The following is a 16,653-nucleotide window of genomic DNA, read 5'->3' as shown; positions in this document are numbered from 1 at the left end:
CCGGCACACACTCCCCATGTCGTGCCGCGGACCTCCCCCAGATCCCGTGACGCGAGTCGCTGCCCTTTTCCCTCCCCTGCGGCCGGGATCGGGATGCCGGTCTCAGCCTGCGACCAAGGCGAGCGCGAGCGTGGCGACCAGCACCGTCGGCACGGCGACGATCGCACCCCAGAGCATCAGGCTGCCCCAGCGGATCTCGACCCCCAGCGACACCACCCTGTGGTGCCAGAGCAGCGTGGCGAGCGACGCCCACGGGGTGATCAGCGGGCCGAGGTTCACGCCGATCAGCAGCGCCATGAGCGCGACCGGATCGCCGGCTGTGGGTTCGAGGATCAGGTAGGCGGGCAGGTTGTTGACCCCGTTCGCGGCGAGCGCGCCCGTCGCAGAGAGACGCAGCAGTTCTGCGGGCGCGTGGCCACTGGTCGCGAGGACCGACAGGAAGTCGAGGATGCCGTTCGCGTGCGCGGTCTCGACCACGACGAACAGGGCCGCCGCCAGGCCGATCGCCTGCCATGGCACGAGCGAGAGTCGCAGCACATGGCGACGCCGGATGCCGAACACGACGATGAGCACGAGCGCTGCGACCGTCGCGGGGATCCACACGTCATGGGTCACTGCGAGCAGCGGCATCAGAAGCAGCAGGATGCCGGACGCCGCCCAGAAGAGCACCCGGTCGGAAGGGCCGCCGCCTGTCGGCACGCGATAGGCACCGAAGAGCGTCCGACGGTGTCGCAGCGTGAGGATCACGACGGGCACGAGCACCCCGACCAGAGTCGGCGCCCAGCTCAGCGCGAGGAACGCGAGCGGGTCGTCACCGATCGACCGTGCCGCGAGCAGGTTCGTGAGGTTCGAGACGGGCAGGGCGAGGGACGCCGTGTTCGCCAGCCACACGGTGACGAGGGCGAACGGAAGCGGGGGGATGCCGACGCTCTGCGCCAGCACGACCACGACCGGCGTCACGATCACCGCCGTGGTGTCGAGCGATAGGAACACCGTGCTGATGACGGCGAGCACCACGACCGACAGCCACAGCAGGATGACCCGCCCGTGGCCCCATCGAGCAAGACGCTGCGCGACGACGTCGAACACCGCAGCGTCCCGGGCCAGCTCGGCGACGACCGTGATCGCGATGACGAACCCCAGCACCGGTGCGATGCGAGCGCCGAGCGCCCCGGCATCCGCGGGTGGAAGGATGCCCGTGACGATGCAGACGAGTGCGACGGCGATGAGCGCCAGGACGATGATCGTCCCCGCTCCCAGCCGCCGTCGCGTCGCACTCACTCGCTGAGTGTAGATCCGGTGGGGGTGTGTTCCTCAGTCCTCGTCCCAGGGGAGCTTCACCACCGGCAGGATGTAGACCCTCCCCATGACGGCGGTGGGATGCTTCGCCATGAAGCTCGCCGCCTCGTCGATCGACTCGGCGGTGACGATGTCGTAGCCGGCGAACCATTCCTTGAACTCGGGGAAGGGGCCGTCTGTGACGAGCACCTTGCCGTCTCGCACGGCCACCGACTTGGCTTGGTCCGCCCCGGCGACGGGTGCGCCCTCGCCCAGGCTGCCGGCCGCCCTGCCCTCATCCGCCCAGTCTTCGAGAAGGCGCTGATCCTCTCCCTGCGGCATCGTGCCGCCGGTCGGGTCGGTCATGTGGATCACGAGGTACTTGTTGCTCATCTGCTCTCTCCATTCGTCGTGCGCCCGGGCTCCCCGGGTGCGAGGGGCGCCGCGAGCTCGTCGCGGCGTCGGGTCAGGTGGATGATCTCCGCGGTGTTGTCGGCGAGGGCGATCGCGCGCTCGTATGCAGCCCGAGCATCGTCCGGCCGGTCCGCAGCGCGCAGCAGCTCTGCGCGCGTCACGTGGAAGGCATGGAACTGATCCAGCGCATCGCGCAGCGTCTCCACGATCAGCAGTGCTCGTTCGGGCGAGTCCCGCTCTGCGACGGCGACCGCCTTGCTGAGGGTCACGACCGGGCTGGCATCGATCCGCTCGAGCTGCTCGTAGAGTCCGATGATGCGCGCCCAATCGGTGTGCTCGGCATCCGTCGCCCGCACATGCACCGCGTTGATCTCGGCCAGCAGTCGGTGACGACCGGGGGCCGCGGTGGGTGGCTCGTCGAGCAATGCGAGGCCTCGACCGATAAGCTCGTGGTCCCACGCGCCACGGTCCTGTTCGTCCAGGCGCACCAGCTCGCCGCCGTCGGTGACGCGTGCCGCGGCGCGCGCCTCGCTGAGCAGCATCAGCGCCAGCAGACCCGTGACCTCCTCGTCGGCGGGCAGCAGCTCGCGGAGCAGTCCGGTGAGCCGGATCGCCTCGCCCGTCAGCTCGCGACGCAGTGCGGGCACTCCGGCCCCGGACGCGAAATACCCTTCGTTGAAGATCAGATAGAGCACTGCGAGCACTCCGTCGATCCGGATGCGGAGATCGTCGGCAGCCGGCATCCGATAGGGGATCCGGTCGGTCTTGATCTTCGCCTTGGCTCGGGTGATGCGCTGCCGCACCGCAGATTCCTGGATGAGGAAGGCCCGGGCGATCTCCTCGACGGTGAGCCCGCCCACGATCCGCAGGGTCAGGGCGACGCGTGCTTCGAGTGACAGCGCCGGGTGGCAGCAGGTGAAGAGCAGACGGAGGCGATCGTCGTCGATGACGCCCGTCGGCTCCGGTGGTTCGGGATCGTGCAGCATGAGAGCCTCCCGATGCTTGGCATCGCGGAACGACTCACGACGCAGTCGATCGATGGCCTTGCGGTAGGCCGTGGTGGTGATCCAGCCGGCGGGATTGGGCGGCACTCCCTCGTCCGACCATCGCTCAGCGGCCGAGGCGAACGCCTCAGCAGCCATCTCCTCGGCGAGGTCGAGATCACCGCATCGTCGGGTGAGACCTCCCACGATGCGCGCCCACTCGTCGCGATAGACCTGCGCGACGTGCTCTGCGACGTCGGTGTTCACCGAGAACCCTCGATCCGACCTCGTCGCCGCGTCACCTGTGGTCTCTCCGTCCGCTCGATCGAGCAGGTTCCGCTCCGATCCTGCCGTCAGGACGATCATCCCGGTTCCCCGCTTCCGCCGGAAGAGATGCGCGCCCAGAGGCGGCGAGCGCGCACACGGAGGGAAGGGCGCCGGATCAGACCAGGATGCTCGAGCGCCGTCCGACGTCGCACGATCTGCTCCTCGGCGTGCTCAGCCTCGAGCCGGTAGACGAGGTTCGCCACCATCGGGTCGTTGTACACAGTCACCACCGCACCTCTCGCGTCTCTCGCGTCTGAGGCCACCCGATCGGTGACCTCCTACCCGAACCACGAACGACGAACGACGAATGCGACAACGAGATGCGAGAAAGTCGGATCGACCCCGAGATGTGAGCAAGTCGCATGCATCCCGCACGGCCCCGTAGGCAAAGCGTGAGGATCGCGATATTCCGGTCTGCACGGGAGTTGTATCGAGTCTCGTGCTCGACATCATCTACATCGCGCTGACTCTCGCGCTGTTCGCCCTCGTCTCTCTTGTCGCGAAGGGGGTGGAACGACTGTGATCGTCTTCGAGATCATCGCCGCCGCCCTCGCCGTGGCCGCCGTCGTCTACCTCGTGGTGGCTCTCGTCGCCCCGGAGAAGTTCTGATGGGCGCGGGTGCCGACATCTGGTTCGGCGTCCTGCAGGCCGCCGTCCTCATCATCGCCCTCGTGCTGCTGTACCGCCCGGTGGGCGACTACATGGCCCACGTCTTCAGCACCCCGCGCGACCTGAAAGCCGAGCGCGGCCTGTACCGACTGATCGGCGTCGACCCGGCATCCGAGCAGACCTGGCGGGCCTATGCCCGCAGCGTGCTCGCGTTCTCGGTCGTCGGCCTGCTGCTCGTCTACGGGCTGCAGCGACTCCAGAGCTTCCTGCCCGAGTCGCTGGGACTCCCCGCGGTTCCCGAGGGCCTCGCCTTCAACACCGCGGCCTCGTTCGTCGCGAACACCAACTGGCAGTCGTACTCGCCCGAGCAGACCATGGGCTACACGGTGCAGCTCGCGGGCCTGACGGTGCAGAACTTCGTCTCGGCAGCGGTCGGCCTGGCCGTGGCCGTCGCGCTGATCCGCGGCCTCGCCCGCCGCGGATCAACCACGATCGGCAACTTCTGGGTCGACCTGATCCGCGGGCTCGGACGCATCCTGCTGCCGATCGCTCTGATCGCCGCCATCGCCCTGATCGCGGGCGGCGTGGTGCAGAACTTCGCCGGCTTCACCGACGTGACCACGGTCTCGGGCGGCACGCAGACCATTCCCGGCGGACCCGTCGCCTCACAGGAGGCCATCAAGCTGCTCGGCACGAACGGCGGCGGCTTCTTCAACGCCAACTCAGCGCATCCGTTCGAGAACCCGACCGGCTGGACCAGTCTGCTGCAGATCCTGCTGATCCTCGTGATCCCGTTCTCACTCCCCCGCACGTTCGGTCGCATGATCGGCGACAACCGCCAGGGCTACGCGATCGCCGCCGTGATGGGAACGATCTTCCTGATCTCGACTTTCGCGCTCTCGGCTCTCGAACTCGCCGGCCGCGGCAGCGCCCCCGAACTCGCCGGCGCGGCGATGGAGGGCAAGGAGGTGCGGTTCGGCATCCTCGGCTCGACCCTCTTCGGCAGCGCCAGCACCCTGACGTCGACGGGTGCGGTCAACTCGATGCACGACTCGTACACGGCGCTCGGCGGCATGATGCCGATGCTCAACATGATGCTCGGCGAGGTCGCCCCCGGCGGCGTCGGCTCTGGTCTCTACGGCATGCTCGTGCTCGCGATCATCGCGGTGTTCGTCGGCGGACTGCTGGTGGGCCGCACCCCGGAATACCTCGGCAAGCGCATCGGCCCGAAGGAGATCAAGCTCGCGAGCCTCTACATCCTCGTGACGCCCACCCTCGTTCTTGTCGGCACGGCCCTGAGCTTCGCGATCCCCGGCATCCGCGCCGACGTCGAGGCGACCAGCATCCTCAACCCCGGCGTGCACGGCATGAGCGAGGTGCTCTACGCCTTCACCTCGGCCTCGAACAACAACGGCTCGGCCTTCGCCGGCCTCACCGCGAACACCCCGTGGTTCAACACCGCACTGGGCATCGCGATGCTGCTCGGCCGGTTCCTTCCGATCGTCCTCGTGCTGGCCCTGGCCGGATCCTTCGCCGCACAGCAGCGCGTGCCGGAGAACACCGGAACCCTGCCCACGCACCGACCGCAGTTCGTCGGCCTCCTCACCGCCGTCACGGTCATCATCACGGCACTCACCTACTTCCCCGTGCTCGCACTGGGACCCCTCGCTGAAGGACTCGTCTGACATGACCCTCACCACCACGCCCTCGGAACAGCAGGATGCTCCGGCATCCGCCCCGACCGCACCGCCCCGCTCATTCGGCTGGGCACAGCTGACGCAGGCCCTGCCCGGCGCCCTGCGCAAGCTCAACCCCGCGTCGCTCGTGCGCAACCCCGTGATGCTCCTCGTCTGGGTCGGTGCCGCATTCACGACCGTGCTCGCGATCGCCGAGCCGTTCCTCGGCGGCCCGGCCGACTCCGGCGGAACACCCGTGCCCGCACCCTTCACCTGGGGCATCGCGATCTGGCTGTGGCTGACCGTGCTGTTCGCCAACGTCGCCGAGTCCGTGGCCGAGGGCCGCGGCAAGGCCCAGGCCGCGAGTCTGCGCAAGACCCGCACCAGCACGATGGCCCGCAAGGTCGTCCGCTATGACTCGGCGACGGATGCCACGGCCGAGCGCACCGAGGCGGTCGACGTCTCATCGGCCGAGCTGCAGCGCGACGACATCGTGATCGTCACGGCCGGCGAGCTGATCCCCGGCGATGGCGACATCGTGGCGGGCATCGCGACCGTCGACGAATCGGCCATCACCGGCGAGAGCGCCCCGGTCATCCGCGAGTCCGGCGGTGACCGCAGCGCCGTCACCGGAGGCACCCGCGTGCTGTCGGATCGCATCGTCGTGCGCATCACCTCGAAGCCCGGCGAGACGTTCGTCGACCGCATGATCGCGCTCGTCGAGGGCGCCAGCCGTCAGCGCACACCCAACGAGATCGCGCTCAACATCCTGCTCGCGAGCCTGTCGATCGTGTTCGTCGTAGTGGTTCTCGCACTCAACCCGATCGCCTCGTATGCGGCCTCGCCCGTCAGCATCCCGGTGCTGATCGCCCTGCTCGTGTGCCTGATCCCGACCACGATCGGCGCCCTGCTCTCGGCCATCGGCATCGCCGGCATGGACCGTCTCGTGCAGCGCAACGTGCTCGCGATGTCGGGCCGCGCCGTCGAGGCCGCAGGCGACGTCACGACGCTGCTGCTCGACAAGACCGGCACCATCACCTACGGCAACCGCCGCGCCCACGAGGTGCTGCGCCTCGGCGGCGTCGACCCCGACGAGCTGCTGCGTGTCGCTGCCCTCTCATCCCTCGCCGACCCCACGCCCGAGGGCGCCTCGATCGTCGAGCTGGCGCTGAGCCGCGGCATCCGGGTCGACGAGCCGGCGGATGCCGTGGTCGTGCCGTTCACCGCGCAGACCCGCATGTCGGGACTGGACCTCGCCGACGGGACGCAGATCCGCAAGGGCGCAGGGTCGGCGATCGACGCCTGGCTCGGGCTCGACACGGATGCCGAACTCGCCGGCCTCGTCGACGGCGTGGCCTCGAGCGGCGGCACCCCGCTGGTGGTCGCCGTGAAGCGTCCAGCGGGATCCGGCGAGGTGCTCGGCGTCGTGCACCTCAAGGACATCGTGAAAGACGGCCTGCGCGAGCGGTTCGAGGAACTGCGCAGCATGGGCATCCGCACGGTCATGATCACGGGCGACAACCCGCTGACCGCCGCCGCGATCGCGAAGGAGGCGGGCGTCGACGACTTCCTCGCCGAGGCGACACCCGAGCAGAAGCTCGAGCTGATCAAGCGTGAGCAGGAGGGCGGGCGACTCGTCGCCATGACGGGCGACGGCACGAACGACGCCCCCGCTCTCGCCCAGGCCGACGTCGGCGTCGCGATGAACACGGGCACGTCGGCCGCGAAGGAGGCCGGCAACATGGTCGACCTCGACTCGGACCCGACCAAGCTCATCGACATCGTGCGCATCGGCAAGCAGCTGCTCATCACTCGCGGCGCGCTCACGACCTTCTCGCTCGCGAACGACATCGCCAAGTACTTCGCCATCATCCCGGCGATGTTCATGGGGGTGTTCCCGGGCCTCGCGGCGCTCAACATCATGCAGCTGCACTCGCCGGCGTCCGCGGTCACCAGCGCGATCATCTTCAACGCGATCGTGATCGTCTTCCTCATCCCGCTCGCGCTGCGCGGAGTGAAGTACCGGCCGGCGAGCGCCTCGCAGATCCTGCAGCGCAACCTGCTCGTCTACGGCCTCGGCGGAGTGATCGCACCGTTCATCGGCATCAAGCTGATCGACCTCGTCATCACCCTCATCCCCGGCTTCTGACCGGCGTCCGTCTTCGTCCTTCTCGCATCGAAAGGCACTCCATGTCCTCCTCCCGCACCGTCGCCCGCACCACCGGCGTCGCCATCCGCGCGATGCTCGTGCTCACCCTCGTGCTCGGCGTCGGCTACACGCTCGTCGTCACCGGCATCGGTCAGCTGCTCCTGCCGTTCCAGGCGAACGGCTCGCCGCTGGGCGACGACAAGGGCAGCTCGCTGATCGGTCAGTCCTTCACGGATGCCGACGGCGACGCGCTGCCCGAGTACTTCCAGTCGCGTCCGTCGGCCGCCGGTGACGGCTACGACGGGGCCGCGTCCAGCGGCAGCAACCTGGGCCCCGAGAACCCCGACCTCGTCGCGGCGATCGACGAGCGCCAGGCGGCCATCGCCGAGCGCGAGGGCGTGAGCACGGATGCCGTGCCGGCCGACGCTGTGACGGCATCCGGATCCGGCCTCGACCCGCACATCAGCGTCGCGTACGCGCTGCTGCAGGTGCCGCGGGTGGCGGCCGAGCGCGACCTGCCCGCGCAGCAGGTGCGCGACCTCGTGGAGTCTAGGATTCAAGGGCGGGATCTGGGATTCCTCGGCGAAGAACGCATCAACGTCGCCGAACTCAATCTCGCGCTCGATGAGCAGGAGGGCTGATGACGGCAGAGCGGATGCCGCGGCGCGGCCGACTCCGCGTGCTGCTCGGCGCAGCCCCCGGTGTCGGCAAGACCTTCGAGATGCTGGTCGAAGGGCGTCGGCTGCTCGACGAGGGCCGCGACGTCGTGATCGCGATCGTCGAGACGCATGAGCGCGCGGCGACCGCCGCGCAGACCATCGGCATCCCCGGGGTCCCCCGTCGCACCGATCTGCACCGGGGCGTGCCGCTCAGCGAGATGGACCTGGATGCGGTGCTCGCACGCCGACCCGAGATCGCGCTGGTCGACGAACTCGCGCATACCAACACCCCCGGCTCGCAGAACCCGAAGCGCTGGCAGGACGTCGGTGCGCTGCTCGACGCGGGCATCGACGTCGTCACGACCGTGAACGTGCAGCACATCGAGTCGCTGAACGCGGTGGTCGAGAAGATCACCGGCATCGCGCAGCAGGAGACGATCCCGGATGCCGTGGTGCGCGCCGCCGACGAGATCGAGGTCGTCGACCTGGCGCCGCAGTCGCTGCGCGACCGTCTCTCCGCCGGACTCGTCTACCCGGCGGAGCGGATCGACGCGGCCCTGTCCAACTATTTCCGGCTGGGCAACCTCACGGCTCTGCGTGAACTCGCGCTGCTGTGGCTCGCCGACGAGGTCGACAGCGCGCTGCGCAGCTACCGGGCCGACCACGGCATCGAGGGCACCTGGCAGGCGCGCGAGCGCGTGGTCGTCGCCCTCACCGGCGGACCCGAGGGCGAGACGCTGCTGCGCCGAGGGGCCCGCATCGCCGCACGCTCGGCCGGCGGCGAACTGCTCGCCGTGCACGTCGCCGCGCAGGACGGGCTGCGCGATGAGACCCCCGGCGCCCTCGCCGCGCAGCGGTCGCTCGTCGAATCCCTCGGCGGCAGCTTCCACCAGATCATCGGCGACGACATCCCCGGCACGCTCGTCGAGTTCGCCCACGGGGCGGATGCCACTCAGCTCGTGATCGGTGTCAGCCGGCGTGGGCGTCTCGCGGCGGCGCTGACGGGACCGGGCATCGGCTCGGAGGTCATCCGCCGCTCCGGCGACATCGACGTGCACATCGTCACCCACGCCGCCGCGGGCGGCCGCGTCGCACTCCCCCGCATCACCGGCGGCGCCCTCGGCTGGCGACGTCAAGCGCTCGGGTTCGCACTGGCGCTCGTCGTCGGCCCGCTGCTCTCGTGGGCGATGTTCGCGTTCCGCAGCCCCGAGTCCATCACGGTCGAAGTGCTCGCCTTCCAGCTGCTCGTCGTGATCGTCGCCCTGGTGGGAGGCGTGCGGCCTGCCGTCTTCGCGGCGGTGCTGTCGGGCATCACCCTCGACTTCCTGTTCGTCGCCCCGCTCTTCACCATCACGATCGCGCACCCGCTGCACGTGCTCGCCCTCGCGCTGTATGTGACCATCGCCATCCTCGTCAGCATCATCGTCGACCAGGCCGCCCGGCGAGCCCGCACCGCCCAGCGCGCCGCCGCGGAAGCAGAGCTGCTCGCGGCCGTGGCCGGCAACGTGCTGCGCGGCGACAACGCGGTGCTCGCCCTCGTCAGCCGCACGCGCGAGGCGTTCGGACTCACCGGCGTCCGCCTGCTCACCGCCGACGGCGAGGTGCTCGCCAGCGACGGCGAACCCGTGCCCGACGGACGCGCCACGACCATCCCGGTCGGTGCCGGAGGATCGGCACCCGCCGTGCTCGAGCTGCACGGCGAACCCCTCGACACCCCCGCCCGACGCCTGCTCGACGCGATCGTCGCGCAGCTGGCGGCGGCCATCGAGCACACCGACCTGCGTGCCACGGCGCGCGAGGTCGCTGCCCTCGCCGAGACCGACCAGGTGCGCAGCGCCCTGCTCTCGGCGGTCAGCCACGACCTGCGCCGCCCTCTGGCCTCGGCCGTCGCCGCGATCGGCGGACTCCGCGGGGCGCACGCGCTGTCGGCATCCGATCGGGAAGAGCTGCTCGCGACGGCCGACGAGAGCCTCGCGACCCTGTCGTCGCTCGTGACCGACCTGCTCGACGTCAGCCGGGTGCAGGCCGGAGTGCTCGCCGTCTCGACCATGCGGCTCGATGTCGCCGGCCCCGTGCTCGCGGCCGTCGACGAACTCGGCCTCGGGCCGTCGGATGTCGAGCTCGCGCTCGATGCCCGGCTGCCCGCCGTGTCGGCCGACCCGGTGCTGCTGCAGCGAGTGCTCGTCAACGTCATCGCGAACGCCCACCGTCACGCGCCCGCCGACAGCCAGGTGATCGTCTCGACGAGCACGATCGGCGACCACGCCGAGATCCGCATCATCGACCGCGGTGCCGGCGTTCCCGCCGAGAAGCGCGACGAGATCTTCCAGCCGTTCCAGCGCCTCGGCGACACCGACAACACCACCGGCCTCGGCCTCGGCCTCGCCCTCTCGCGCGGATTCGCCGAGGGCATGGGCGGTACCCTGACACCCGAGGACACCCCCGGCGGTGGACTCACCATGGTCATCTCGCTGCCCCTCGCAGCAGAGCCCGACATCATGCAGGAGGAGACGGAGTGAAGCTCCTCATCGCCGACGACGACCCGCAGATGGTGCGCGCACTGCGCATCACCCTCGCCGCCCACGGGTACGAGGTGGTCGTCGCTCCCGACGGGGCCGCCGCGGTGGCCGCTGCCGCGCAGACGCATCCCGACCTCATCATGCTCGACCTCGGCATGCCGCGGCTCGACGGCATCGAGGTGATCCAGGCGCTGCGCGGCTGGACGACCGTGCCGATCATCGTCGTGTCGGGTCGCACCGGGTCCGCCGACAAGGTCGAGGCCCTGGATGCCGGAGCCGACGACTTCGTCACCAAGCCCTTCCAGGTCGACGAGCTGCTCGCGCGGCTGCGGGCGCTGTCTCGTCGGGCGGTGCCCGCGGGCGGGGAATCCACCGTCGGATTCGGCGATGTGGTGGTCGACCTTGCGACGAAGACGGTCACCCGGGCGGGTGCGCGCGTGCACCTGACACCGACCGAATGGCGCATGCTCGAGCACCTCGCCCGGCATCCCGGAGCCCTGGTCACCCGGCAGGACCTGCTCAAGGAGATCTGGGGCAGCGAACAGGTGTCCGACTCGGGCTACCTGCGGCTGTACATGTCGCAGTTGCGCAAGAAGCTCGAGGCCGAGCCGAGCGCACCGGTGCACCTGCTCACCGAGTCGGGCATGGGCTACCGGCTCGTCCTCTGAGCCAGGTCTGCCGTTCTCGTCATTCTCGGTTCACAACTCAGCATGAGCTGCTGTCAACCGACGGAATCGGCGGGTTCACCTCGTCGCACGCACGATCTGTGCTGAGTTGTGAACGCCGACCGAGCGCAGAGTCAGAGGGCGACGTCTACCCGCGGCCTCCGCAGCACTCCCCAGACACCCGCGGCGACGAGGGCGACCGCGACGACGATCGCGGCGATCGCGGTCACGGTGCTCTCGGGTTCGCCGGTCAGACGACCGACGGCGAGCCATCCGAGACCCCATGCGGTCGCGAGGGCAGGGGCGATGCGCTTGGTGACGAGGGCGCTGGCAACCCCGATCACGAGCACGACCACGAGCACGGCGACCGCCCAGATCTCGGCCTGATCAGCCCAGCTCTCGGGCGCGATCTGCGTGAGCCAGGCAGTGGTGTTCGCGACGGTCGCGATGGTGACCCAGCCGAAGTGCAGGCCGTTCGCGCCGTCGACGACGATGCGCTCGGGCCAGGTGCGGGCACGGCTGCGGCCGAGGATCACGATGACGCGAGCGAGGGTCGCGAGCAGCAGGGCGATCACGATGACCGTCAGCGGCAGCGACAGGAACTGCGCCGTCACGAGCCAGAGCCCGTTGAGGATCATCGACGCGGCGATCCATCCGCCGACAGCTCGCTGGCGCTCATCCGCCCGCTGCGCCGGAAGCGCCTGCCACACCGTGTAGGCGATGAGGCCGATGTAGATCAGCGACCAGATCGAGAAGGCGGGGCCGGCCGGCGCGAGGTATGAGCCCTGCGCCGAGAGCGCTCCATCCTGCAGCTCGCTGACCGAGGTGCCACCGAAGGCACCGGATCCGACGGCCGCTGCGATGAGCATGAAGGTGGCCGAGGCGATGATGATCGTCTGGCGGGCGATGTCCTGCGTCCGGGAGTCCATGCTCGCAACATACGCGCGCGAGGGCGCAAACGCACCAGCCTTGACACCGGGATGCATAAACGCTAGCCAAGCTAGCTAAATCTGCTCTCCCGTTGCGGTCAGGCGGCGACGGCGGCGTCGATCAGCACTTCGGCGGCGTTGCGCGCCTGCACGGCGACCTGCGGGTCGGCGGCGATCGCCGCGGTGCTCTGCGCACCCTCGGCGAGGATCGACAGCTGCGCGGCGAGGGATGCCGGCGCTCCGGCCGCCACGACGAGGTCGGCCATGTACGCCTGGAACGACGCCTTGTGATCGCGCACGATCTCGGCCACCTCGGGGTTCGTGCCACCGAGCTCGCCGAACGCGTTGATGAACGCGCAGCCGCGGAAGTCGTCAGTGCAGAACCAGTCCTCGAGGTACCCGTAGACGGCGAGCAGGCGTTCGCGGGGGTCTGCCCCGGCATCCGCCACGGCTCCCGTGAGTCCCGACTCCCACTCCCGATGCTTGCGCGCGAGGACGGCCGTGACGATGTCGGTCTTGGATGGAAACAGGGCATAGAGGCGACGCAGCGACACGCCGGCCGCAGCCCGCAGCTCATCCATGCCGACGGCCGCGTATCCCTTGCGGTAGTAGAGCTCGTCGGCCGCCGCGAGGATCTGTTCACGCACTGTGTCGTCGGTCATCACCCCAGTGTACTTGACATGAGAACGAGCGTTCTCTACAGTGAAGACATCAGCGAGAACGACCGTTCTCACCGGACCGAAAAGGATCAGGACCATGGGCTACATCACCGTCGGAAACGAGAACAGCACCCCGATCGAGCTCTACTACGAAGACCAGGGATCGGGTCAGCCCGTCGTCCTGATCCACGGGTACCCGCTGAACGGCCACAGCTGGGAGCGCCAGACCCGTGAGCTGCTCGCTCAGGGCTACCGCGTCATCACCTACGACCGCCGCGGTTTCGGCCAGTCCTCGAAGGTCGGCACCGGATACGACTACGACACCTTCGCCGCAGACCTCAACACCGTGCTCGAGACCCTCGACCTGCGCGACGTCGTGCTCGTCGGCTTCTCGATGGGCACTGGAGAGCTCGCCCGCTATGTCGGCACCTACGGTCACGAGCGGGTCGCCAAGCTCGCCTTCCTCGCCTCGCTCGAGCCGTTCCTCGTGCAGCGCGATGACAACCCCGAGGGCGTGCCGCAGGAGGTCTTCGATGGCATCGAGGCTGCAGCCAAGGGCGACCGCTTCGCGTGGTTCACCGACTTCTACAACAACTTCTACAACCTCGACGAGAACCTCGGCAGCCGCATCAGCCAGCAGGTCGTCGACGCCAACTGGAACCTCTCGGTCACCAGCGCCCCGGTCGCGGCCTACGCGGTCGTCCCGAGCTGGATCGAGGACTTCCGCGGCGACGTCGACGCCGTGCGCGACGCCGGCAAGCCCACCCTGATCCTGCACGGCACGAAGGACAACATCCTTCCGATCGACGCCACCGCCCGCCGGTTCCACCAGGCCGTGCCCGCCGCGACCTACGTCGAGGTCGAGGGCGCACCCCACGGTCTGCTCTGGACCCACGCCGACGAGGTCAACGCCGCGCTGAAGGACTTCCTCAGCAAGTAGTCCGCGAACGGCCCGAGAGCCCGGCATCCGCCTCAGGATGTCGGGCTCTCGGACGTGTTGACGTCAGCGCTTGACCGCCACCGTGAGCGTCTTGCTCTGGGTGCTCCCGGCCGCGTTCACGAACTCGACGCGGTAGGTGTGCTTCCCCACCGCGCGATCAGCGACCGGCACCGTCACCCGCTGCGCGGCGGGGCTGTTCGCGACCATGTCGCCCTCGGAGATCAGCATGCCGTCCTCATACAGGCGATACGAGGTCGCATTGGTGCCCCACCACATGTCGGCGGTGAGAGTGTATGAGCCGTCGCCGTCCCAGTTGTCGGCCGAGAGCACGGGCGTGCTGGGCGCGGCATCCTTCACCGTCACCGTCACGGGCTTCACCGCCGTCACACCGCGCGAATTGACCAGCTCCCCACTGTAGACGTACGAGCCATTCGCCTTGCCGGTCACGGCAATCTGCGCGCTCTGCGCGGAGGTGCCCCCGAAGGCGAGGGGCACGGTCTTGATCAGCACACCGTTCTCGAACACCCGCAGCTTCGTGGCGTTCTGCCCCCACCACAGGTTCATGGTGAGCGTGAAGTCGCCGTCGAGCAGCCCCGTATCGTGACCGTTGTCGTGCGACAGCACTCCGCGAGCGGGCGCGGCGGTCGCCGCATCCTGAAGCAGGAGCGCGTCGACTGCGGCAGCCAGTGCGTCCAGCGCCCCCGTGACCGCTGACGCACTCGGACTCGCGGCAGCCAGCACGATGTCGGCGCGAGCGATCGCTCCGGGCAGCGCGACCGTCGACGACGCGACATAGGCATCGAGGTCGAGAGCCGCGGCCGCATCGCGCCGCTCTCGCAGCTGCGAGGTGTCGGCACCGGGCACCGGTGCGCGCACGAGTTCGAGATCGTCGATCGTCCCCCACGCCCCCGCCGGAAGCGCCGCGGAGACCCGCACGACAGCCGTGCCGTCAGCGCCCACCTGCAGCGCTTCGGTCGTCGGCGTCGACCACACGCGCCAGCCGTCGAAGCCGAACGCCGCAGCGGCGCCGGCGACCGACGCAGACGACAGCGACAGCGACGCACGCCCGTCGGCACCCTCCCCGTCGCCCTGCAGCGATGCCCGTGCGACATACGACCCCGCGGGCAGTCCGGAGACCGTCTGCGAGAGGTCGAACGAGTATCCGGTACCCGCATAGAAGTGCGCCGAGTGCGTGCCGCTCCGAGGGTCGTCCCACGCGCGCAGCGTGAGTCCCGATCCGGTGACGCTCCACATGCTCGTGTCCGCGTCCTCGAATCCGGGGTTGCGCAGGTAGTTGCGCGCCGAGACGGTGACGGTGGCCGACGCCGCGAGGCCGGCATCCGTCGCGCCCGAGATCACGTACTCGCCGGCGCCCTCGATGAATCCGGCCGCCGATGACCAGGTGACGGGCTGCTGCTCCGACGACCCGTCGTTGTAGAGCACCGTGACCTCGTCGGGCAGCTCGACGGCATCGCCCTCGGTCACCTGCAGCGCGACCGCCTGCACCGACTCGACGGCCCGCGGGGCCTGGGCGCCGGTGCGCACGTACGAGAAGATGTTCAGCGCATCGGATGCCGTGCCGTCGAAGCCGAACAGCGCCTGGTTGTCCCACGCGGATCCGCCGAACCAGTGCCCCGCGTCCTCGGGCTCGTACTCGCCGGCGAAGCTCGACGCCCAGCCCGATCCGTCGCGCTCCCACAGCGTTCTGTTCTGCTCGAGCTGTGCGGGCGGACCCACCGGCAGCCATGCGGGCTCCCAGTAGTAGACGCCGAGTCCCGCCTCACCCACGTCGGCGACGGCCTGCACGACCGCGCGCACGGCATCGGCCTGACCCTGCACGCTCACCGGGTACTGCGTCGCCTCGGACGCCAGGTCGACGACGTTGCCGTGACCGTCTCCGTCGTCGAGCGTGAACGCCCACGAGGTCTCGGCGACCATGACCTTCTTGCCGTAGGTCTCGGCGACGTGCGAGAGCACGGCCGTGAGGTTCTCGGGAGTCCCGTGCCAGAACGGGTAGTACGACGACGCGAACACGTCGTAGTCGACGTCGCGGCGATCGAGCTGCGCGGCGACGTCGGCGTAGAACCCGGCGCGCTCGGGGTTGGTGAAGTGCAGGGCGACGAGCGTGTCCGGCGCCTCGGCCCGCACGGCGGCGGAACCGGCCGAGAACACCTTCGCCATGTCATCCCAGCCGCGCACTCCGGCGACTCCGCCGTTCGTCTCATTGCCGACCTGCACCATGCGGAGGTCGACACCCGCATCGACCAGGCGACGCACCGCATCGCGCGTGAAGGCACCCACCTCGGTCGCCACCTGGTCGGCGGTCATCCCCTCCCACGCCTTGGGCGCCTGCTGCTTCGCGGGGTCGGCCCAGAAGTCGGAGTAGTGGAAGTCGACGAGCACGCCGAGGCCGGCATCCGTCGCTCGCTGCGAGATCTCGATCGCCCGATCGACGTCGACATCGCCCCCGCCGTAGCCGTTGCCGTTCGCGTCGAACGGGTCGTTCCAGACGCGCACGCGGACGTCGGTGACCCCGGCGTCCGCGAGGATCTCGAACAGGTCGCCCGGCGCGCCCTGGGCGTCGCGGAACACCACGCCCGACTCCTCGAGCGACAGCACCGACGAGACGTCGACGCCGCCGATGAAGTCGTCCGGCAGGTTCTCGACCCGGGGGACGGTGATGGCGGCATCCACCGGCCCGTCGACCGAGACAGCCGCAGGAGCGAGAGCGGATGCCGCCGGCGAGGCGGCCGACGCCGGCAGCGCGACGCCGATCAGGGCGACGGCGGCGACCGTGGCCAGGGCGGTGGAGAGAAGGGAACGCGTGCGACGGTGCATGACGGCCT

14 protein-coding genes are annotated in these 16,653 nt (G+C 69.5%); 7 read left to right on the top strand and 7 right to left on the bottom strand.

Going from position 1 to position 16,653, the window contains the following annotated elements; translation table 11 throughout:
* Positions 1–102: 102 nt before the first annotated feature.
* From QRN21_RS09250 to QRN21_RS09235, 4 genes are read right to left on the bottom strand one after another with little or no spacing between them, the layout of a single operon-like run.
* Positions 103–1,281 (bottom strand): SLC13 family permease, encoded by a 1,179-nt coding sequence (locus QRN21_RS09250; protein ID WP_285363772.1) that lies wholly within the window; start codon positions 1,279–1,281, stop codon positions 103–105.
* A 33-nt stretch (positions 1,282–1,314) separates the two neighbouring features.
* Positions 1,315–1,671, bottom strand: coding sequence for a YciI family protein (locus QRN21_RS09245; protein ID WP_053098543.1), 357 nt, complete (start codon positions 1,669–1,671; stop codon positions 1,315–1,317).
* Positions 1,668–3,041, bottom strand: coding sequence for an RNA polymerase sigma factor (locus tag QRN21_RS09240; RefSeq protein WP_285363770.1), 1,374 nt, complete (start codon positions 3,039–3,041; stop codon positions 1,668–1,670). Before QRN21_RS09240 ends, QRN21_RS09245 begins: the two co-directional genes overlap by 4 nt.
* Positions 3,038–3,229: a hypothetical protein gene (locus QRN21_RS09235; RefSeq protein ID WP_150115145.1), complete on the bottom strand. Its 192-nt coding sequence runs from the start codon at positions 3,227–3,229 to the stop codon at positions 3,038–3,040. The genes QRN21_RS09240 and QRN21_RS09235 overlap by 4 nt, the downstream gene beginning before the upstream one ends.
* 292 nt (positions 3,230–3,521) lie before the next feature.
* Between QRN21_RS09235 and QRN21_RS09230 the strand changes: the two genes are divergently transcribed.
* Genes QRN21_RS09230 through QRN21_RS09205 form a run of 6 tightly spaced genes read left to right on the top strand, consistent with a single transcriptional unit; the run spans position 3,522 to position 11,282 of the window.
* Complete coding sequence (locus QRN21_RS09230) at positions 3,522–3,611, top strand: potassium-transporting ATPase subunit F (protein WP_056276367.1); 90 nt, start codon at positions 3,522–3,524, stop codon at positions 3,609–3,611.
* On the top strand, positions 3,611–5,296 hold the full coding sequence (gene kdpA / locus QRN21_RS09225; RefSeq protein WP_285363768.1) for a potassium-transporting ATPase subunit KdpA: 1,686 nt from the start codon (positions 3,611–3,613) through the stop codon (positions 5,294–5,296). The genes QRN21_RS09230 and kdpA overlap by 1 nt, the downstream gene beginning before the upstream one ends.
* Position 5,297: 1 nt before the next feature.
* The gene (gene kdpB / locus QRN21_RS09220) at positions 5,298–7,436 is read left to right on the top strand and encodes a potassium-transporting ATPase subunit KdpB (RefSeq protein ID WP_056276359.1); all 2,139 of its coding nucleotides are present in this window, start codon (positions 5,298–5,300) and stop codon (positions 7,434–7,436) included.
* A 41-nt stretch (positions 7,437–7,477) separates the two neighbouring features.
* Positions 7,478–8,077 (top strand): potassium-transporting ATPase subunit KdpC, encoded by a 600-nt coding sequence (gene kdpC, locus QRN21_RS09215; RefSeq protein WP_230100854.1) that lies wholly within the window; start codon positions 7,478–7,480, stop codon positions 8,075–8,077.
* Positions 8,078–8,091: 14 nt separating this feature from the next.
* The gene (locus QRN21_RS09210) at positions 8,092–10,614 is read left to right on the top strand and encodes an ATP-binding protein (RefSeq protein WP_285363902.1); all 2,523 of its coding nucleotides are present in this window, start codon (positions 8,092–8,094) and stop codon (positions 10,612–10,614) included.
* A complete protein-coding gene (locus QRN21_RS09205) occupies positions 10,611–11,282 on the top strand; it encodes a response regulator (RefSeq protein ID WP_285363766.1) in 672 nt (223 codons plus the stop codon). The genes QRN21_RS09210 and QRN21_RS09205 overlap by 4 nt, the downstream gene beginning before the upstream one ends.
* Positions 11,283–11,413: 131 nt before the next feature.
* Here QRN21_RS09205 and QRN21_RS09200 read toward each other — a convergent pair whose 3' ends face one another.
* A complete protein-coding gene (locus QRN21_RS09200) occupies positions 11,414–12,208 on the bottom strand; it encodes a TspO/MBR family protein (protein ID WP_285363765.1) in 795 nt (264 codons plus the stop codon).
* A 98-nt stretch (positions 12,209–12,306) separates the two neighbouring features.
* Positions 12,307–12,870, bottom strand: coding sequence for a TetR/AcrR family transcriptional regulator (locus QRN21_RS09195; protein ID WP_056277669.1), 564 nt, complete (start codon positions 12,868–12,870; stop codon positions 12,307–12,309).
* 94 nt (positions 12,871–12,964) lie between these two features.
* On the opposite strand from QRN21_RS09195, the gene QRN21_RS09190 reads away from it, so the two are divergent.
* Positions 12,965–13,807: an alpha/beta fold hydrolase gene (locus QRN21_RS09190; RefSeq protein WP_285363764.1), complete on the top strand. Its 843-nt coding sequence runs from the start codon at positions 12,965–12,967 to the stop codon at positions 13,805–13,807.
* A 63-nt stretch (positions 13,808–13,870) separates the two neighbouring features.
* On the opposite strand, the gene QRN21_RS09185 is transcribed toward QRN21_RS09190, so the two are convergent.
* A complete protein-coding gene (locus QRN21_RS09185) occupies positions 13,871–16,645 on the bottom strand; it encodes a glycosyl hydrolase 53 family protein (RefSeq protein WP_285363762.1) in 2,775 nt (924 codons plus the stop codon).
* Between the last annotated feature and the right edge of the window lie 8 nt (positions 16,646–16,653).

It is taken from the genome of Microbacterium sp. LMC-P-041, assembly GCF_030209555.1.
Classification (GTDB): Bacteria; Actinomycetota; Actinomycetes; order Actinomycetales; family Microbacteriaceae; genus Microbacterium.
This window is presented reverse-complemented; position numbering and strand designations above follow the sequence as displayed.